Below are 21603 nucleotides of genomic sequence, written 5' to 3'. Positions count from 1 at the left end.
AATACCAAAAAATAAATTAAACTATAGGGTAGTAAAATTTATGCTGGCTGAGGTGAAGTGAAAATATTCATCTTAGTCGGCTGTTTTTTGGTATTGATTACTCTAAGGGCAGTTGAAAGGCTTGAATGCAAAATATAGTTGACAATTAGTCTAATTAGACTATAATATTTAAGTGTTAATAGTCTAATTGGACTATTAATGAATTTAGTAGTTTTTGATATCTAGGAAAATCTACTGAAGCAATGAATTAATAATAGAACTGGAAACATTTCTTAGTGAATACTAAATGAAAAGAAAGGATGAAAAAAATGATTAAATCGTTTTTAATGTTAGGACAGTCCAATATGGCTGGACGAGGATTTATTCATGAAGTAACCCCGATTTACAATGAAAGAATACAAATGTTACGTAATGGTAGATGGCAAATGATGACTGAGCCTATCAATTATGACCGTCCTGTTTCAGGAATAAGTCTTGCTGGTTCATTCGCAGATGCATGGTGTCGTCAAAATCAAGAAGATATTATTGGCTTAATTCCTTGTGCTGAAGGTGGGAGCTCACTGGATGAATGGGCTGTAGACGAAGTGCTTTTTAGGCATGCGATAACTGAAGCTAAATTTGCTATGCAGAATAGTAAGTTAACAGGAATTCTATGGCATCAAGGAGAAAGTGATAGTATCAATGGTAACTACAAAGTTTACTACAAGAAATTACTTTTAATTATTGAGGCTCTTAGAAAGGAGTTAAATGCTCCAGATATTCCCCTCATTATTGGTGGTTTAGGAGATTTTTTAGGCAAAAAAGGGTTTGGAAAAAGCTGTACTGAATATAATTTTATTAATGAAGAGCTACAAAAGTTTGCTTTTGAACAAGATAATTGTTACTTTGTAACAGCCTCAGGTTTAACTTCTAATCCTGATGGTATTCATATTGATGCAATTTCCCAAAGAAAATTTGGTTTACGATATTTTGAAGCCTTTTGTAATAAACAGCATATATTAAAGCCATTAATTAACGAAAATGAGTTAATTAACCTAAATTATGCTAGAACACATACCAAACCAGAAAAAATATATATAAAAAGTATGGATTTAGCACTAGGAAAAATATCATATGATGAATTCGAATCTCAACTGATGCAAATCACAAATGGTTAAACTTTATAATTATGAAATAACTATCAGCATAATTTTGATGAAGAATATAAAGGAGATGTTTTTTTGATACCATTACTAATTTTAGGGTTATTAAAAGAAAACCCAGGTTCTTATGGATACGAATTATTAGCCTTAATGGAAGAGAGGCACTATAAATATATAGTAAATTTCACTAAAGGATCATTCTATTATAATCTTCAACAATTAGAAGAGAAAAAATATATTAAAAAAATTGACCAATTAGACAATACTAGAGAGACGCATAACTATATCATCACTGAACTTGGAGATAAAGAATTTGAAAAGTTGATGTATAAATATGGCTCTAAGACGGATTATATAAATTTATCTTTTTATGCAGCAATGCTATTTGCTAATGAATATAAAAGCGAGGGACTAACGAAACTAATAGAAATACAAATCGAACAAACTAAAAAGAAAATTTCTTTATTAGAAAAATCTCTTGAGAATAATGAAACTATCCCTACTTATTTTGGGAAAATGCTAGAAAATTCACTTTCTCATCATTTAGTAAATGTTCAATGGTTTGAGGGATTGTTAAAAGATATAAGAAACGAAAGTTAACTTAAGGGGTATCTGTTATTTAGAAATCCGTAAGGATAAGCTGAAGTGGGTATGTGAGAATTAAATTATGGAGATATAGAGTTTTTTATTTTAAATTGAAAGGGGCGAGTACTTTATGCTAGGACCAGATAAGAAAAAGTTATATCCAAATGAAAATATCAAAACAGTTTGTTATATAAGTAATTTACCTAAACGGCCCAACGTAGAGATTGGAGAATATACTTATTATAGTGATAACAAAAAGTCTCCTGAGAAATTCTATGATAATATAGAGCATCATTATGAATTTCTAGGAGATAAGCTAATAATAGGTAAATTTTGTGCAATAGCAGAGGGAGTCAAATTCATTATGAATGGAGCAAATCATAGAATGGATGGCATAACAACCTATCCCTTTAATATTTTTGGTAGCGGTTGGGAAAAGGTTACTCCTACAGTAGAGCAGCTACCCTTTAAGGGAGATACTGTGATTGGCAATGATGTCTGGATAGGTCAAAATGTAACCATTATGCCAGGTGTTAAAATTGGTGATGGTGCCATTATTGCTTCTAACTCAACTGTAGTAAAAAATGTTGAACCATATACAATATATGGAGGGAATCCAGCTAGATTTATCAAGAAACGTTTTAACGACGAAAAAATTGCATTATTGCTAAAGATTAAATGGTGGAACTGGAACGAAGAGAAGATATTTAGTAATCTTGAAATGTTAACATCAGGGGACGGATTAGATCATTTGATATAATGTATAATTGTTGATTAAAAGCAGTTATAATATAAGTAAAGAAGGAGGGCCCTCACCTTATGAGGCTTCTCCTTCTTTACTTAGGGTCATTTTAAAAAGTAATACTTTTAATTAGTTTTTTGGTCAGTTTTATTTGGTACCTCTTTATCAGCCGGATATTTACGAACTACAAAAATTTCAACTCTTCTATTTTTTGCTCTACCTTCTTCTGTAGAGTTATCAAATTTAGGCATATATTGACCATATCCTTGAATTGAAAATCTTTCAGGCTGGAGACCACCTGAGTCAACTAAAAAATTCATTACGTTTATAGCACGCATAGCACTTAACTCCCAGTTAGAATGGAATTTTACATTCTTAATAGGAATAGTGTCTGTATGGCCTACAATCTTAATACTGTTATCTAAATTAACTAATGACTTAGAAACTTCTAGAAGTAATGGTGAAGTCTCATTTAATATCTTATCATCACCAGAATTAAAAAGCACAACGTCTTGTATAGAAATCTCTAGACCTTCCTTGGTGACGTTAACTTTAACTCTATCAGAATAACCGCTTTTTTCTATTTCCTTATCTAAGGTTTGTTTAATTTCATTCATCTTATCTTCTTCAACAGCACTATTACTACTTTCTGAAGGAACAACTGCTTCACCAGGGTTATCTAGAACTCCACTGCTTTTATCTCCTGAGAAAACCACACGAAACTGTTCGCTAACTTGTTTCATTTTTTGTTTATCTGCCTGACTCATGGCAAACATAACAATAAAAAGTGCTAAGAGGAGAGTGAGCATATCAGAATAAGGTATTAACCATGTCTCATCAACGTGTTCTTCGTGATGTTGTTTTTTCTTAGCCATTATTACTCTCCTTTACTATTTTCCTCGATTTTAGCTCTCTCTTTTGGCTCTACCATACATGCTAGCTTCATTTTAATACTAGTTGGATTTTCTCCTGCTTGAATGGCTAAAACACCTTCGAGAATAATATACATATTACTTATTTCTTCATGAGACTTTCTTTTTAACCTTGAGGCAAAGGGATGGAAAATTACATATCCAAAAAATATACCATAAAGAGTAGCAACGAAGGCTGCTGCAATCATATGTGCAAGTCTTTCAGTGTCACTTAAGTCTCCTAGTGCACCGATTAAGCCTATAACAGCACCCAAAACTCCAAGTGTAGGAGCAGCCCCACCGGCGGAAGTAAATATGGAGGCACCAGCGCGGTGTCTTTCTTCCATGCTGTCAATCTCGCTGTGCAGAATTTCACTTATATTTTCTCGTTCCATACCGTCAATTACCATTCTTAAACCATTTTTCAAAAACTTGTTATCCATACCTTGCATAGATTGTTCAAGTGATAACAAGCCATTCTTTCTAGCAGTTTTCGATATATCTGCAATTTGTTCTATAATATCCGCAGCATCTTCTGTCTTTCTTTCTTTAAAAAGAACTCCTACGATTTTAGGTATGTTAAGAAACTCTTTCTTAGGAAAGGAATTCATTACTGCGGCAGCAGTACCAACAAGGATAATAATAGCAGCAGCAGGGTTTAACAATACCATAACATCTGCACCTTTTACAATCATACCAACAACTATTGAAAGAAGACCGGTAATAACTCCAATAATCAAAAAAATATCCATTTTTGCACCTCACAAAATACTTAATAATTATATTTAATTTAAAAAATTTGTTGAATAACCAACAATCGACAAATTGTTTAAAATATTATGGACATGCTACAAGTATATCTACACTAGAAAAGATAGTCAAGATGTTTACATAATGTAATATAATACCATTCGTGGATATATATATCTTATAACTATTGATCTTAAAAAACTTAGTATTAGTAAGGCATACTATCGATATTTTAGTTATAGCATTGTGAAAAACAAATTTTGAAATTTAAAAAATATTGGAAGTTGAGATGTGTTTTTGTTTTAAAAGGATTTTTACTTTGATTTTATTTTCTACTTTAGTATTTACAGTTATTTTCGATAAATTATACAAGAATATAACATAAAACAACAAAGGGGGAACCTTAATGCTTAAAAAAGTTAATTTAAGAAGCATACGTAGTAAACTGATAATTAGTTTAATAGCCATATGTGTACTTCCACTATATATGTTAGGAACTGTAGCATATTTCCAGGCCAAGGCAATTATGACTAAAAAATTTGAAGTTACAAGTAAACAGACCTTAGAGGAAGTTAACAGAGGGCTAGATAACTATTTTAATACCTTTGCATTTCAAATCACTATGTTATCTAGCAATGTGAATTTCAGAGAATCGCAGGCTGTGCCAGAAAGGATAGATTTTGCAAAATCCCTTTTGAAGGATGTTAAAGAGAGTGATGCAAATGTTTTTAGCACTTATTTTGGTACTGAAGATGGAAGGTTTATAATATACCCTGAAGGTGAAATGCCAAAGGATTTTAATCATAAAGAAAGATCATGGTATAAGGATGCGATAAATAATAAGGGTAATGTTACCGTTTCTGAACCTTTTAAGGATACTAGAACTCAAAAGCTCGTAGTTTCTGTTTCTAAAACTGTAGAGTATAATGGCAAAATAGTTGGAGTTGTATCGGAAAATATAGACTTTGAAAACTTATCAAAAAACATGAGCAAAATAAAGATTGGTAATAATGGATATGTTTTTGTTACTGATAAGCAGGGAATAATGTTAGCTCATCCAAAAACCGAAAATTTAGGAACAGATGTGGCAACTAAACAGGGTTTTTGGAATACGGTAAAATCAAAGAATAGCGGTATGGAAAAGTATACATACGAGGGGGCAAATAAATATGCAACCTTCCTGACAAATGAAAAAACAAATTGGAAGCTAATTGCTGCTATGGATGAAGGTGAGATAAAAGGAGATATTAGCTCCTTCTTAAGCTTTCTTAAAGTAATACAAAATATAGTTACTGTTATTGTTATATTCGTAGCTGTACTTATAAGCAGAGGAATAGCCAAAAATATTAAAGAGCTCAATACGGCTTTTAATAGTGCAGCAGAAGGTGACTTAACCGTAAGGGTTAATATTAAGTCCAAAGATGAGTTTGGAACTCTTGGAGGAAACTTTAGCAAGATGATGGACAACATATCAAGGCTTATGTCAGAGGTAGAAGCCTCCGCTAAGACTGTTATGGAATCCTCAGTAAATTTAGCAAGCGTATCAGAGGAAACCTCTGCATCTATAGAACAAGTTTCTCATGCCATAAACGAAATAGCTGAAGGAGCTACAGAAACTGCTCAAAGTGCTCAGTGGGGAGCAGAAAAAATAAATAATTTGTCCCAAGGTATAGATAAGATAACAGTTTCTACTGAAGATATGGATTTAATATCTAAAGAAACTCAGAAACTTGGAGGAAAAGGTCTAGAGTTAATTGAATTATTAGGTGAAAAATCCGACAGGACAAAAGCTTCAGCTACTCAGGTAGGAAGTATTGTTTCAGATATGAATAAAAGCACAGAAGAAATTAGCTCTATTTCAGATGCTATATCCCAAATAACAGAACAAACAAATCTACTTTCATTGAATGCTTCAATTGAGGCAGCAAGAGCAGGAGAGGCAGGAAGAGGCTTTGCTGTTGTTGCAGATGAGATAAGAAAACTTGCTGAGCAATCTAAGAACTCCACTGTAGAAATTAAGAAAATTATAGAAAGTATACAAGCTAAATCACATATCGCTGTGAAAGCTATGGGAGAAACAGAGCTAACTGTTAGAGAACAAGAAGAGACAGTTAGAGAAACTCAAAAAGTCTTTGATGAAATAATAGGAGCAGTGAATATTCTTGTACAAAGGATTGAAGAGGTAAAAATTGATACATTAAATATTAAGGATCAGAGAGAAACAGTTATAGAGCAGATGGAGAATATATCTTCTATATCAGAAGAGACGGCTTCAGGCACAGAAGAAGTTTCTGCTTCCGCGCAGCAGATAAACCTAACAATGGAAGAGGTAACAAGGCATGTAGAACAGTTGAAAGAACTTTCCGAGAAACTACAACAAGGAATTAGCAAATTTAATTTAGCTTAAGCTAAAAATTCATATTATGAAAAAATTAATATATTTCTAACTTGTTCTTAAGATTTATATTGTATAATGAGTACATCTAAAAAATGTTGAATGGAAGTGATTATTGTATGATAGCTTATCTGCAGAATATTGATATAAAAGTATTGGACTTACTAAATCGAAAGTTTCGGTGTCAATTTCTCGATAAGATAATGCCGCTTATTACTGCTATGGGTAATTGTGGTATAGTGTGGGTTCTTGCTTCAATATGTTTAGTAAATAATAAGAATTATAGAGTTAAGGGATATATGATAATTACTTCTTTAGTTATAACTACAATTATTGGTGAAGGAATAATAAAACACTTAATAAAAAGGACAAGACCCTTTGTTAATATGAAGGATAGTAAGTTGCTAGTATCAAAGCCTATAACCTATTCTTTTCCATCAGGTCATACTGCATCATCCTTTGCAGCTGCTGGAATATTTATGAACATGGACAGCAGCTTAAGCATTTTGGTGGTCATAGTAGCTTCACTGATAGCTTTTTCTAGGATTTATTTAAACGTACACTACCCAACGGATGTTGTTACGGGAATTATTTTAGGGCTCTTGTGCTCTAAGCTAGTAATAAATATATTTAGTAGTGAGTTTCTTACCTACTTAAATTACTAAAACTTATTAATTCAAGGGATTTGGTGTATTTATAAACCAAATCCCTTGAATTTTTAAAGTTTTAGCTTTTTTACACTATTCAAAGCAAACAATTCTTATCTAAAGCCTATTTTTAAGAATACATTTACAGTCATTGTGCCTTAATATATTATAGATAGAGAAGAATGGAGATTAAGAGTTAAAATTTTTTATGCTAGGGATAAAGGTAATTAAAATAATTTGTTATTCAGGTAGAGGTGTGAACTATGTATAACATTATGATAGTAGAGGATGATAAAAAGATAACTGAACTTATCAAGAGAACACTTGAACGCTATGGTTATAAAGCTTATGCCGTAGAAGATTTTTCAAATATTAAGGAAGAGTTTATAAAGAGCAATTCTGACCTTGTGCTTATGGATATTAACCTTCCATTTTATGATGGTTTTTACTGGTGTAGAGATATAAGAACTGTATCCAATATACCCATAATTTTTATTTCTGCAAGGAATTCAGATATGGATCAGGTTATGGCAATAGAAAATGGTGCAGATGATTATATAACAAAGCCTTTTTCCTATGATTTATTACTTGCAAAGATAAAAGGTGTTATTAGAAGAGTTTATGGAAGTTATGCTGAAAATAGTAGTGAGGTTTATGAAGTAAGAGGATTATTTTTACACATAAATCAAAATATTGTAGAGTTTAATAGGAAAAGGATAGAACTTAGTAAAAAAGAATTTCAATTATTATATACGCTGATAAGGAATGTAGATAAGATTGTATCAAGGGAGACTTTACTTGAGGTTCTCTGGAATGATACTGATTTTGTTGATGATAATACGTTATCCGTTAATATTACACGACTTAGAAAGAGGCTTGAAGATATAGAAATTAAAGATGCTATTGAAACTAAAAGAGGTCAGGGATATAGATTGGTAGTTAATTGGAGCAAGTAACAAAAGGTATGGGCAGGTGGATTGATTGAAATTAAAGGATTTTTTAAAAGATAGAATAGCTTACACAATAATATATTTCTCAGGAATCTTTTTAACTATTATAATTATGTACTTGACTATAGTTATAAATTCTAAGGAGTATCCAAAGGCGGAAAATATACTCTATCCATTATTGATATCTATAATAATTTATATAGCTTTTTTGGCATATGACTATTATAGGAAGAGCCACTTTTATAATCAGCTTTATAATATGCTTGAATCAAGTGAGAATATTAATTATTTATTAAATATTGATGATGCTAGAACTAGGGAGCAGAGAACTTATGCAGAAGTCTTATCAAAAATATATAAAGTTAATAGCCAAAAAATATCTGAATATGAAGATAGGCATAAAGAATACATATATTTTATAAATCAATGGGTGCATCAAATGAAAACACCTGTATCTGTTATTAATCTTATATTGCAGGATCAAAAAAAAGAGGAATTTAGAGAGTTATTTAACAGTATAGGTGAAGAAAACGAAAAAATATCTCATGGAATCGAAATGATGCTTAATCATGCAAGGCTTAATGAATTTAACTTAGATTTCAAAGTAGAAAGTATAGATATAATAGCAGTGGTACGAAAAGTAGTTAACGATAATAAAAAGTCATTAATTCGGAATTCTATCTTTCCTAAAATTATAGGAGACAACAGTGTAGTCGTAGAGACAGATAAAAAGTGGACTTATTTTGTAATAAATCAAATATTAGTTAATGCAATAAAGTATTCCAAAGAAGTTAAAAAGGAAAATAAATATATAAGCTTTGAGATTAAAGAAAAGGAATCAAAAGTAGTTTTATCCGTTACTGATGAAGGAATTGGTATACCTAAAGAGGATTTAGGAAGAGTGTTTCAGGCTTTTTTTACAGGTAAGAATGGCAGAAAAACTTCAGAGTCTACTGGTGTGGGGATGTATTTATCTAAAAGAATATGTGATAAACTTGGGCATGAATTAATAGTAGAATCCAAAGAAGGACAATGGACTAAGTTTTCCATAGTATTCTATAAACAAAAAAATTTATTTAGGCTTTAATCTTTCAACATTGTAAGATTAAAATGTCATTTGTAAGAGAAATCGATACATGGATTTCTCTATTTTTTTTATAATGTATTTGTAGATAATAAACATTAGAGAGGAATGATGATGATGCCAGTATTAGAGGCTAAAAATATAACAAAAATATATGGAGATAAAAGAGGTGCAATGCAAGTTAAAGCTCTTGATAAATTTAGTATTAGTATAGAAGAAGGAGAGTTCGTAGGAGTAATGGGACCTTCAGGAAGTGGAAAAACTACTCTTTTAAATATCTTAGCAACTATAGATACACCATCCACTGGTGAACTGTTAATAAGTGAAATAAATCCAGCAAAACTAAGTGAAAAAGAAGTTGCTTTCTTTAGAAGGAAGCAACTAGGATTTATATTTCAGGATTTTAACCTTTTAGATTCTCTATCAATAGAAGAAAATATAATACTTCCACTGGTGTTAGATAAGGTAGGAGTAAAGGAGATAGAGAAAAGAGTACAGGATATTGCAGAAGTTTTAAATATAAAAGATATCCTTCTAAAAAGGCCTTATGAGGTATCAGGTGGACAGCAGCAAAGGGCAGCTTGTGCTAGGGCTTTAATTCACAATCCTTCTATAATTTTGGCTGATGAGCCTACAGGAAATCTGGACTCTAAGGCTTCACAGGACGTGATGGAAGCTTTAAGAAACTTGAACGAACAAAAGAAAGCTACTATCATGATGGTCACTCATGATCCTTTTACAGCAAGTTTTTGTCAGAGGATTGTTATGATTAAGGATGGAAAATATTTTTTAGAGATAGTGAATGGGGGTAAACGACAGGTTTTCTTTAAGGAAATTATAGACTCACTTTCACTAATAGGAGGTAGAACAACTGATAACTATTCTATACAGGGCGGGAATATAGGAGGGAATTATAATGACCTTAAGTAATATTGTATTTAAGAATATTAAAGGGAATTTAAATAAATATGTAATGTATTATTTAAGCAATACTCTAGTAGTAATGATATTTTTTATTTTTGCTAATTTTATATCCAATCCCCAGGTGGAAAGTGTGGATATCATGGGAAGCATGGGAGCTATGGCATCACAAACTATGTTTTTATGCGAGGTCGTAATAGTTATATTTACTATGGTATTTACAACGTACTCAATTTCAAGTTTTCTAAAATCCAGGGAAAAGGAATTTGGACTTCTTTCAATGTTTGGACTAACAAAGGGTCAGATAAGAAGTTATGTAATGCTAGAAAATGTTATTGTATCTACTGCAGCGATAGTTACAGGCCTTCTTTTAGGAATAATCTTTTCTAAACTATTTTTTATGACAATCACTGTCCTTTTAGCATTAGATATAGAAATACCCCTTATAATATCTACTAAAGCCCTCATTATAACACTAATAGTCTTTATCATATTATTTCAAGGTATTAGTTTTATAGTGAGCTATAAAATAAAAAGCAACAATATAATTGAGCTATTAAAAGGAGATAGACTGCCTAAACCTATACCTAAATTCTCTAAATTTAAAGCTATATTTTCTATAATACTTATTGCTGCAGGCTATATTTTGGCTGCATATTCTGGTGCAGCTATAGTGTTAACTATGTTACCTATTTTAATCTTAGTTATTATAGGAACCTATCTTCTATACTCTCAGTTTACTGTATTTTTTACTAATAAACTTAAGGTTAACAAGGCGATTTATTATAAAGGAATAAACATTATAACCTTATCTCAAATTATATATAAATTAAGGGATAATGCTAACATTCTTTTTATTGCATCTATTCTTAGTGCTGTTACCTTAACGGCTTCTGTAAGTGTATATTCTATACAAAAAAACATTATAGGGAGCATAGAGCAGAACTTTCCACAAGACTTTAATATAGTTGAAAGGGGATTAAACTCTCATAGTGTAATATCACCTGAAGAAATAGAAAAAACAATAAAAGCTTATGGTCATGAAATAGAATATAAAAATAGAATTATGCTAATAGAAGCTGCAAATAAAGAAAGAGAAACTTCAAGTGTAACTAATAATAAAAGAGATTTTTATATAATGTCTAACTCAGACTATAATTTGATGGCCTCCCAGTTAAGAAAAAAACAAATATGGCTACAAAATGGAGAAGTGTTAATACACACCTATGATATTACAGGAAGAATGGGAAGTAAATACTTTATTGATGATAGTGAATATTTGACTCTAACTACTAACAGTGAAGAATTAAAGTTAAAGATAAAGAATGAAATAAGTGGGGGAATAATAAACGACGATAACAAGAACACCAATACTGCTGTGGTGAATGATGAGGTTTTTAATAAAATTGTTACAAAGGTTCCTAATGAAAAGAAGTTGGTTTACTACGGATATAACATAAAAGATTGGATGAATGCTTCTGAGGCTGTAAAGGAGATAGAAAAAATGTTTCCAGATAACAGTAAAAATTCTTTTACAGAAAGAGTGGCAAAATATTTACCTATTATAAGAAGTATGTCGCTTTTGTTATTTATTGGAACCTTCATATCTATACTATTCTTTATTTCAACTAGCAGCATACTATATTTTAAAATTTACAGTGAGATACAAAATGATAGACATGAATTTATGTCTTTAAGGAAAATGGGGATATCCAATGACGAAATAAAAAGAGTAGTAAGCACTCAAAGCGCAATCATGTTTCTACTGCCTTTTGTAGTGGCATTAAGCCATTCTATATTTGCAATAAAATCATTAAGTAACTTGTTAGGAGATAATTTGTCAGGATATTTTATAGTAATATCATTAATTTATCTTGCTCTACAGTTATTATATTTTGTATTTGCAAGGACTATTTATAATAACCAAGTAAATGCTTGGGTTAGATAATAAACTTAAGAAAATGAGAGGATAATAATATGAAAGATTGGATTACACAACTAATGGAGAACTTCGGTTACTTTGGTACATTTCTTTTAATAGCCTTAGAAAATGTTTTTCCGCCGATTCCTTCAGAAGTCATTCTTACCTTTGGAGGATTTATGACTACACGGACGGAAATGACAATTCTAGGGGTAGTAGCATATGCAACAGCCGGGTCTACCGCTGGTGCTGTTATCCTTTATGGAATAGGACGCCTGCTTAACATTGATAGATTAGAAAAGATAATAGGTCGATGGGGACATATACTACGAGTAAGAATTGAAGATGTTCATAAAGCAAATAACTGGTTTAATCGTTACGGTTATCTTACTATTTTCTTCTGTAGAATGATTCCTTTGATCCGAAGTTTGATTTCAATCCCAGCTGGTATATCTAATATGAAATTCAGAGTATTTTTACCGCTAACAATAGCGGGAACGCTAATATGGAATATCATATTAGTTTGGGCCGGAGCTTCACTTGGAGAATCCTGGGAAGAGGTTTTGAGATTTATGGATATATACTCTAATATCACATACACCGGTATCGGATTATCTACCATTGTTTTTGCTACAATATGGATTTCAAAAAGAAAACAGAAAATTAAGGTGAAACAATAGAGTATTAGCTACAAGAGTATGAAAAAAGAGGATTAAGATAAAAGTTCAAATATTTAGTAACTTATAGCCTTGACAATTAAGTTTTTATATTTTATTATATAAAATAAGTTTAAAAAGTAAAAATATTATAAATACAAAGAAGAGGATTAGTAAAAATTTTTAGCTTTTCAAAGAGAGGGAATGTAAGGTGAGAGTTTCCTAAAAGTTTGATTTTGAACCTACCTTGGAGTTCTGTACTGAAGTAGTAGTAGGATACAGCGGATAATTACCGTTAAGAATTAAGAGTGAATATATTTAAACTATGAATATATTAATCAGGGTGGTACCGCCGATTTAGCTTCGGTCCCTTTTAGGGATTAGGGGCTTTTTTTATTGCTAAAAATTATAAAAAGTGTAAAAAATGTTAATATCAAGTACATAAGTTTATTAGGAGGATTAAAAATGGAAAAAGAAAAGAAACTAGTAGAACAGATAACACCTAGGGATGTAGACTTTGCGCAGTGGTATACTGATATCGTTAAAAAAGCAGAGTTAGCTGATTACTCAAGTATTAAGGGATGTATGATTATTCGTCCTAATGGATATGCAATTTGGGAAAACATACAAAAATATGTAGATACAAAACTCAAAGAGTATGGACACGAAAATGTTTCTATGCCAATGTTTATACCAGAAAATTTATTACAAAAAGAAAAAGACCACGTTGAAGGATTTGCACCTGAAGTTGCATGGGTAACTCATGGTGGAGATGATGAATTAGCGGAAAGATTATGTGTTCGTCCAACATCAGAAACACTATTCTGTGAACACTATGCTAAGATCGTGCAATCTTATAAGGATTTACCAAAGTTATATAACCAATGGTGCTCAGTAGTAAGATGGGAAAAGACAACTAGACCTTTCTTAAGAACAACAGAATTCTTATGGCAAGAGGGACACACAATTCATGAAACAAAGAATGAAGCTGAAGGCCATGCACTTAAAATATTAAATATGTATTCTAGATTATGTGAAGATATGTTAGCAATGCCAGTAGTTATGGGTAAAAAGACTGAAAAAGAGAAGTTTGCTGGTGCAGATGATACTTACACAATAGAAAGCTTAATGTACGATGGAAAAGCACTACAAGCAGGTACTTCACACTACCTTGGTCAAAACTTCTCAAAGGCATTTGATATAAAATTCTCAGACAGAAACGGAAAGTTAGAATATCCACATTATACTACATGGGCAGTAACCACAAGATTAATTGGTGCAATAATAATGGTTCATGGTGATGACAGTGGTTTTAAATTACCACCAAGAATTGCACCAACTCAAGTAATAATTATTCCTGTTGCACAACATAAAGAAGGAGTACTTGAAAAGGCAGCAGAGTTAAAAGAAAGATTAGCTAAGGTTGCAAGAGTGAAGCTTGATGACAGTGATAAGATGCCAGGCTGGAAGTTTAGTGAATATGAAATGAAAGGTATTCCATTAAGACTAGAAATCGGTCCAAAAGATATAGAAAAAAATCAGGCAGTATTAGTAAGAAGAGACAATAGAGAAAAAATAATGGTTTCATTAGATGAGCTTGAAACAAAAGTTCAAGAGTTGCTAGACGCTATTCACAACTCAATGTTAGAAGAAGCTACAAGAAGAAGAGATGAAAAAACTTATGTAGCAACTACTATGGAAGAGTTTAAGGATACTATTGAAAATAAACCAGGTTTCATTAAAGCAATGTGGTGTGGAGATAGAAATTGTGAGGATAGCATCAGAGAGAAAACAGGAGCAACATCTAGATGTATGCCATTCGATCAAGAGCATGTTTCAGATAAATGTATTTGCTGTGGAAAAGAAGCTAAGCAATTAGTTTACTGGGGAAGAGCATACTAAAATTCAAACGTCATAGTTTTTACTATGGCGTATTTTCTGAGAAAATAAAACTTTTATATAGTAAAAAGCTAGGGGGTAGTTTTATGGAACTAAATGAAAGAATTGAGGAGCTAAGAGAAGAAATAATAAAATCTACACAGGACCTTGTAAAGATAAAAAGTGTTGAAGAGGAAGCAAAGGAAGGAAAGCCTTTTGGAGAAGGTGTTGCTAAGACCTTAGATAGAGCCCTAGAAATATCTGCTGAACTTGGATTTAAAACAGTAAATATGGATGGCTATGTAGGTTATGCGGAATATGGTGAAGGTGAGGACTATGTTGCAGTATTAGCTCATCTTGATGTAGTGCCAGAAGGAGATGGATGGATTCACCCGCCTTATGGGGCTGAAATTCATGACGGAAAAATGTACGGAAGAGGAACTATGGATGACAAGGGACCTATCATGTCTGCTCTATATGGCTTAAAAGCTATTAAAGATTTAAAACTTCCACTTTCAAAGAAGGTAAGAATAATATTCGGTACTGACGAAGAGACTGGTTCAGAAGATATTGCATATTATTTACAAAGAGAAAAGGCACCTATAGCAGGCTTTACACCAGACGCAGAGTATCCAATAATTTATGCAGAAAAAGGTTTGACAGTTTTTGATATAGTAAAGGATTTAAATAACAGAGAAAACAGTGATGTTAGAATAAAATATGTTAAAGGTGGAACTAGGGCAAATGTAGTTCCTGATTACTGTGAGGCAGCAATAGAGGCTAAAAATCCTTCTGAAATTATTAAATTAACAGAAAGTTTTGCAGTAAGTAGTGGATATGATATAAAAGCGGAAATTAAGGATGATCTAGTAATAGTAAAATCTGTAGGTGTGTCTGCTCACGGCAGTGTTCCTGAGATAGGAAAAAATGCTATAATGCAAATGTTTAAGCTTTTAGGAGGACTTTCATTAGGAGATAATGATACAGCTGCTTTTATAAAGTTTTTAAATACATATATAGGAATGGAAGTAAACGGAGAATCCTTTGGAATAGGTCTTGAGGATAAAGAATCCGGCAAACTTACATTTAATGTAGGTACAGTAGATATGAATGAGAACAAGGTTACCATGGCTCTTAACTTAAGATATCCTGTTACATTTAAATTTGAGGACATGATAAATCCATTTAATGAAAAAATAGAAAAAGCAGGTATAAGAGTTGAAAATATGGATCATGACGAGCCTTTATACTTCCCAGCAGATCATTTCCTAATTAAAACTCTACAGAAGGTTTATAAGGAGCAAACAGGAAATGAAGCAACCCTTCTAGCTATAGGTGGTGGAACATACGCAAAGGCAATGCCAAATACGGTAGCGTTTGGACCATTATTCCCAGGGGAAGAAGATCCTATACACCAACCTAATGAATATATAAAAGTAGAAGATTTAATACTTAATGCTAAGATATATGCTAAGGCAATATACGAATTAGCTAAATAATATATTAAGAATGAGAGTACATGTAGTGATTCTCATTCTTTCTTTATTTTATCTTTCAAGAAGTTAGTGGATAAAAGCATCTTAAATGTTAAGGATATACTATAAGCTCAATAAAAATTGCAAATATATATCATAGTAGATATTTATAAATAAAAATATATATAAATAAAAAAATACTTTAAAATAATTTGTAAACACTATAGGTAAAAGAATATTTATTGTTATAATATAATTATAATTTAATAACAATTTACATGGAGGATAAATATGTTCAATAAGAATAAGTTTGATAGTAATAAGTTTAAGTATGGAATATACTATGCCATAGCCGTAGCTATCATAATCTTTATTTTAAATGACTATGTAGTAAACCTAAAAACACAGCACATAAAATATAGTGAGTTTATAAACTACATAAATGCAAGTAAAATAGAGGAAGTGCAGATAGCTAGGGATAAGTTGATTATTGTTCCTAAAGCAAAAGAAGGAGAAAAGAGTAAAATACTATATACTGAAAGGGTAGATGATCCAGATTTAATCAAGAAACTGGATACTGCCAAAATTAAGTATGGTGGAGCACCACAGGAGAACAGTCCGTTAAGAAACTTTTTCATCAACTGGATATTACCAATTTTAATTTTTATGTTCCTTGGACGACTACTCTTTGGAAGAATAGATAAGAAGATGGGCAGTGGAGTGATGTCCTTTGGTAAAAACACTGCAAAGATATATGCTGAAAGTGAAACAGGAGTAACTTTTGATGATGTAGCTGGACAGGAGGAGGCTAAGGAATCTTTAGTTGAGATAGTGGACTTTCTTCACAATCCTCAAAAGTACACGGATATAGGAGCGAAACTTCCTAAGGGAGCATTATTAGTAGGACCTCCAGGAACGGGAAAAACTCTTCTTGCGAAGGCGGTAGCAGGAGAAGCAAAGGTTCCATTTTTCTCTATATCAGGTTCAGCCTTTGTAGAAATGTTTGTAGGCATGGGAGCATCTAGAGTGAGAGATTTGTTCCAACAAGCGCAAGATAAGGCTCCATGCATAGTGTTTATAGACGAAATTGACGCTATAGGTAAAAGTAGAGAGGGGAACATTGCTGGAAATGATGAGAGAGAACAGACTTTGAATCAGCTTCTAGCAGAGATGGATGGTTTTGATTCCTCTAAAGGAGTTGTAATTTTAGCTGCAACTAATAGACCAGAAGTATTAGATAAAGCACTTTTAAGACCAGGAAGATTTGATAGAAGAGTAATAGTTGATAGACCAGACTTAAAGGGTAGAGAAGAGATATTAAAGGTTCATTCAAAGGGAGTTAAGGTGTCAAAAGATGTGGATTTAACTGCTGTTGCAAAGGGAACCCCAGGAGCAGTAGGGGCTGACTTAGCAAATATAATAAATGAAGCAGCTTTAAGAGCTGTAAAAAGTCGTAGAAAAGAAGTAATTCAAGAAGATTTAGAAGATGCAGTAGAAGTAATTATTGCAGGTAAAGAGAAGAAAGATAGAATACTATCAGGTAAAGAAAAAAGGGCTGTAGCCTTCCACGAAGTCGGTCATGCACTAGTAGCAGCTTTATTGGAAAATACAGATCCTGTTCATAAAATCACTATAGTACCGAGAACTATGGGTGCGTTAGGTTATACTATGCAGCTTCCAGCAGAGGAAAAGTATCTTATAACTAAAGAAGAGATGATCGAACAAATCTGTGTTATGCTAGGTGGAAGAGCAGCAGAAGAAATTGAGTTTAATTCAATGTCTACTGGAGCAGCCAATGACATAGAGAGAGCAACTCAGACAGCAAGAAGTATGGTTACCATGTACGGAATGACAGACAGATTCGATATGATGGGCTTGGAATCTATTCAAAATAGATATTTAGATGGAAGACCAGTTCAAAATTGCAGTGCAGAGACTGCAGCAGTTATAGATGAAGAAACCTTAAAGATAATAAGAGAAGCCCATGATAAGGCTAAAGAATTGCTTAAGAATAACAGAGAATTATTAACTAAGATATCAGAGAGACTTTTAGAAAAAGAGACACTTATGGGTGATGAGTTTATGTCAATGGTTAATGGATATGATCAAAATAAAGAAGATAAATCTTCCGAAGCAGATTCTGATAATCAATAATTAATAGTAGGATGGAGATTTAAATTATGGATAACAGTGAATTAGAAAAGGAATTAAGAAGGGAAATAGAGCTTAACTTAGAAAAAGAAAAGTTAGAAGTAGTTCTTGATGAAATTAAAAGCCAGACTTTAAGTTTTATAGATAAGAGAAAAGAAGTAACCCAGTATATAGTGAACCTAAGAAAAAATGCTATTGATGAATATAAAGATGATGAAGACAAGGTAGCGGAATACTTTGATCATGAGGCCTTTGCTAAAGAAGAGTATTATAAGCTTATAGACAGAAAGCTAAAGGAACTTACTATTTTAAGTAGTTCCCCTTACTTTGGTAAAGTAAACTTTGAGGATAAGTTCGGCAATGAAACCATATATATAGGCAGATTTGGGATGACTAAGGAAGAGGATTATGAGCCTGTTATAATAGACTGGAGATCTCCTATATCATCATTATTTTACGCTGGTAAGCTTGGTAAAACTACCTATAAGGCACCTATAGGAGAGGTGGAGGCAGATATCTTATCGAAAAGACAGTTTGTTATAAAAAGAGGAAAAATGACAGGAATGTTTGATTCCGATATTGATGTAAAAGACGAAATTTTACAAATGGTTTTAAGTAAGAGTGCAGTAGATAAATTAAAGGATATTGTAATGACTATACAAGCTGAGCAGGATACTATAATAAGGCAGCCAAGAACACAAGCTACCATAGTAGATGGAGCAGCTGGTAGTGGAAAGACAACTATAGCACTGCATAGAGTTGCTTATTTACTATATAATTATAGAAACATTCTTCAAGACAAAGTTCTAATCCTTGGTCCTAATAGTATATTTATGGATTATATATCTATGGTTTTACCTACCCTTGGTGAGGTAGGAGTAAAACAAACTACATTTAGAGATTTTGCTATGGAACTTCTAGAATTAGATAATATAATGAGTTTTAAAGATTATATGGAAAAAGTATTAGGGGAAAATGAAGAATTTAAAGAAGATATAGCATATAAGCATTCTTTAGATTATTGTAAACAGCTAGATAATTTTATAAAAGAATTGGAATATCAGCAATTTAAGATAGAAGATGTTAAGTTTTATGATAGGGTTATTGTTGAAAGCAGTGAGATTAATCAGATGTTTAAAGAGCACTTTAAGGATATGCCTTTATTTAGAAGAAGTAAAAAAATAAAAAGAATTATATATTCAAAAATTAGGGATGAAAGAGACAATATAGTAAGAGAAATAAAAAGAGAATATGAAGAGGCTATCAAAAATCTATCTGAAACAGAATTAAAGATTCAACGGAATCATTTAGAATTTGTAAGAAGAAACAGAATAAGAGAAACTATACAGGAAGTAATAAGAATAAAAACTAACTTAGGTTGGATAGCTAATCCAGATGTCATACAGGCATATAATAGATTTAATAATGAGAAAACCTTAACCTATGATGATTTATCAGCTATTATATACTTAAAAATTAAGTTAGAGGGTTTAAAATATAAAAAAGAAATAAAACATATAGTAATAGATGAAGCACAAGATTACTCAGCTCTTCAATTTATTATTTTAAAAGAACTTACTGGATGCAAGTCTTTAACAGTAGTTGGAGATAGTAATCAAAGAATAACCCCTATCAAAGGATTAGTTCCTATGACAGACTTAGAAAATATTTTGCCAGACTTGGATATCCATAAATTTAAGCTTTCTAGAAGCTATCGCTCTACAAAAGAAATAATTGATTATGCAAATAAGTATTTAAAAGGCGATAAAACCATTCCTTTAGTTAGAAATGGTGAAGAAGTAGTGGAAAAACAGGTAAATGACGTAAATAATCTTGTAGACAAATTAATAGATAATATTATAAAATTAAAAGAGAAGGGTTATGAAAGTATAGCTGTTGTTTGTAAAGACTTAAAAGAGACAGAAATTTTAGGTAATCTAATAAAAAGTAAAGCTCATATAAAAGTTATAAATAGGGAGGATATTATATACTCTAGTGGAGAGGTAATACTTCCTAGCTACTTTGCGAAAGGCTTAGAGTTTGACTGTGTTTTACTGGTAGATACTGATGAAAACCTGGATAATAAAGAGAATAAATTAAAATATGTTATGACTACACGAGCATTACATGAATTATATGTATATAAAACTTCCTCGATTAAATAAAAAAGCTTTCACTTATGAAAGCTTTTTTATTTGTTTATAGAATCTAAAAAAATACGGCACAAGTAATTTTTTAGATTCTATTGCTTAAAATATTTGTATAGTTAGTTGTTAAAACTTGGTGTAAAATAAATATATGGTCGTGATTATTTTGTAAGAAAGGAATCGTGAGATACTTATGGATAGAAACTTAGAGTTAATAAAAAAAGCAGAAGAAACTCATAATTTAAACAAATGTGAAATAGTGCAGCTTTTACAAGATGATACTTATAACGAAGAGCTTTTTAGAGCAGCGGATAGAATTAGAACTGAGTATGTAGGAGATGAGGTTCATTTAAGAGGATTAATAGAATTTTCCAACATATGTAAAAGAAACTGTTTATACTGCGGATTAAGAGCCTCAAATAGCAATGTAAAAAGATATAGATTGGAACCAGATGAAATAATAGAACTAGCTAGAAAGGCTGTAGATTATGGATATAAAACTGTAGTAATGCAGTCTGGCGAAGATGAATATTATACTTTAGATAAGATGACATATATAATTCAAGAAATTAAGAAACTTGATATTGCACTTACGCTAAGTATAGGCGAAAAAAGTTTTGAGGATTATAAGGCATATAAAGAGGCTGGAGCAGATAGGTATTTAATAAGAATAGAAACTACAGATAAAAAACTATATGAAGACATGGACCCAGGCATGAGTCATGAGGAAAGAATAAGATGTCTTAAGGAACTGAGAAAGTTAGGTTACGAAGTTGGTTCAGGGTGCTTAGTTGGACTTCCTGGACAAACTGTAGAATCTTTAGCAGATGACATAATATTTTTTAAAGAAATAGAAGCTGATATGATTGGGATAGGACCATTTATTCCCAATGAGGACACTCCATTAAAGGACGCTAAGGGTGGAGATTTTATAACTAGTTTAAAGGTTATGGCTATAACTAGACTTTTAATGCCAGATATAAATATTCCGGCAACTACCGCTATGGAAACTTTAAATAAAAATGGCAGGATGATAGCTCTTCAAAGTGGGGCAAATGTAGTTATGCCAAATGTTACCGAGGGAGATTACAGAAAGCTATATGCTCTTTATCCTGGAAAGATATGTACAGGAGATACTCCATCACATTGTAGAAACTGTATAACAGGCAAAATAAAAGCTATAGGTAGAGCAGTTTCAACATCAAAGGGATTTAGGAGACAAATTGAGGCTTTATAAGTTTAGGGTTC

General features: G+C 31.8%; 17 protein-coding genes and 1 other annotated feature. Of the genes, 15 read left to right on the top strand and 2 right to left on the bottom strand.

Annotated features, from left to right (window positions below; all coding sequences use genetic code 11):
* Positions 1–308 precede the first annotated feature (308 nt).
* The 3 genes from N4T77_RS07330 (at position 309) to N4T77_RS07320 (ending at position 2487) form a co-directional block, all read left to right on the top strand.
* A complete protein-coding gene (locus tag N4T77_RS07330) occupies positions 309–1157 on the top strand; it encodes a sialate O-acetylesterase (RefSeq protein ID WP_261671108.1) in 849 nt (282 codons plus the stop codon).
* A gap of 63 nt (positions 1158–1220) precedes the next feature.
* Positions 1221–1742, top strand: a complete 522-nt coding sequence (locus tag N4T77_RS07325) for a PadR family transcriptional regulator (RefSeq protein WP_261671107.1) — start codon at positions 1221–1223, stop codon at positions 1740–1742.
* A gap of 115 nt (positions 1743–1857) precedes the next feature.
* Complete coding sequence (locus N4T77_RS07320) at positions 1858–2487, top strand: Vat family streptogramin A O-acetyltransferase (RefSeq protein ID WP_261671106.1); 630 nt, start codon at positions 1858–1860, stop codon at positions 2485–2487.
* A 107-nt stretch (positions 2488–2594) separates the two neighbouring features.
* Here the strand turns inward: N4T77_RS07320 and N4T77_RS07315 are convergent, their stop codons facing one another.
* Entirely contained in the window at positions 2595–3344 is a 750-nt protein-coding gene (locus N4T77_RS07315; protein ID WP_261671105.1) for a flagellar motor protein MotB, read from the bottom strand.
* Positions 3345–3346: 2 nt separating this feature from the next.
* Positions 3347–4132 carry a flagellar motor stator protein MotA gene (gene motA, locus N4T77_RS07310; protein ID WP_261671104.1) on the bottom strand — a complete coding sequence of 262 codons (786 nt, stop codon included), beginning with the start codon at positions 4130–4132 and terminating at the stop codon, positions 3347–3349.
* A gap of 404 nt (positions 4133–4536) precedes the next feature.
* On the opposite strand from motA, the gene N4T77_RS07305 reads away from it, so the two are divergent.
* The 12 genes from N4T77_RS07305 (at position 4537) to hydE (ending at position 21592) form a co-directional block, all read left to right on the top strand.
* Complete coding sequence (locus N4T77_RS07305; protein ID WP_261671103.1) at positions 4537–6537, top strand: methyl-accepting chemotaxis protein; 2001 nt, start codon at positions 4537–4539, stop codon at positions 6535–6537.
* A 107-nt stretch (positions 6538–6644) separates the two neighbouring features.
* Positions 6645–7190 (top strand): phosphatase PAP2 family protein, encoded by a 546-nt coding sequence (locus N4T77_RS07300; protein WP_261671102.1) that lies wholly within the window; start codon positions 6645–6647, stop codon positions 7188–7190.
* 245 nt (positions 7191–7435) lie between these two features.
* Complete coding sequence (locus tag N4T77_RS07295) at positions 7436–8128, top strand: response regulator transcription factor (protein ID WP_261671101.1); 693 nt, start codon at positions 7436–7438, stop codon at positions 8126–8128.
* A 25-nt stretch (positions 8129–8153) separates the two neighbouring features.
* Positions 8154–9209 carry a HAMP domain-containing sensor histidine kinase gene (locus N4T77_RS07290; RefSeq protein ID WP_261671100.1) on the top strand — a complete coding sequence of 352 codons (1056 nt, stop codon included), beginning with the start codon at positions 8154–8156 and terminating at the stop codon, positions 9207–9209.
* A gap of 114 nt (positions 9210–9323) precedes the next feature.
* Entirely contained in the window at positions 9324–10136 is an 813-nt protein-coding gene (locus N4T77_RS07285; protein WP_261671244.1) for an ABC transporter ATP-binding protein, read from the top strand.
* Positions 10123–12075, top strand: coding sequence for an FtsX-like permease family protein (locus N4T77_RS07280; protein WP_261671099.1), 1953 nt, complete (start codon positions 10123–10125; stop codon positions 12073–12075). The genes N4T77_RS07285 and N4T77_RS07280 overlap by 14 nt, the downstream gene beginning before the upstream one ends.
* Before the next feature lie 29 nt (positions 12076–12104).
* Entirely contained in the window at positions 12105–12728 is a 624-nt protein-coding gene (locus N4T77_RS07275; RefSeq protein ID WP_261671098.1) for a DedA family protein, read from the top strand.
* Between the two features lie 127 nt (positions 12729–12855).
* Positions 12856–13079, top strand: a binding site (T-box leader).
* Between the two features lie 90 nt (positions 13080–13169).
* Positions 13170–14606 (top strand): proline--tRNA ligase, encoded by a 1437-nt coding sequence (gene proS / locus N4T77_RS07270; protein ID WP_261671097.1) that lies wholly within the window; start codon positions 13170–13172, stop codon positions 14604–14606.
* Positions 14607–14689: 83 nt separating this feature from the next.
* Positions 14690–16081, top strand: coding sequence for a dipeptidase PepV (pepV, locus tag N4T77_RS07265; RefSeq protein ID WP_261671096.1), 1392 nt, complete (start codon positions 14690–14692; stop codon positions 16079–16081).
* Positions 16082–16348: 267 nt separating this feature from the next.
* Positions 16349–18211, top strand: coding sequence for an ATP-dependent zinc metalloprotease FtsH (ftsH, locus tag N4T77_RS07260; protein WP_261671095.1), 1863 nt, complete (start codon positions 16349–16351; stop codon positions 18209–18211).
* A 26-nt stretch (positions 18212–18237) separates the two neighbouring features.
* Positions 18238–20373 carry a UvrD-helicase domain-containing protein gene (locus tag N4T77_RS07255; protein WP_261671094.1) on the top strand — a complete coding sequence of 712 codons (2136 nt, stop codon included), beginning with the start codon at positions 18238–18240 and terminating at the stop codon, positions 20371–20373.
* A 175-nt stretch (positions 20374–20548) separates the two neighbouring features.
* A complete protein-coding gene (hydE, locus tag N4T77_RS07250; RefSeq protein ID WP_261671093.1) occupies positions 20549–21592 on the top strand; it encodes a [FeFe] hydrogenase H-cluster radical SAM maturase HydE in 1044 nt (347 codons plus the stop codon).
* Positions 21593–21603: the final 11 nt, after the last annotated feature.

It is taken from the genome of Clostridium sp. CX1, assembly GCF_025398335.1.
Taxonomy (GTDB): Bacteria; Bacillota; Clostridia; order Clostridiales; family Clostridiaceae; genus Clostridium_AM; species Clostridium_AM tanneri.
Note: the sequence above shows the minus strand (reverse complement) of the source record. Positions and strands in the feature narration are given on the sequence as shown.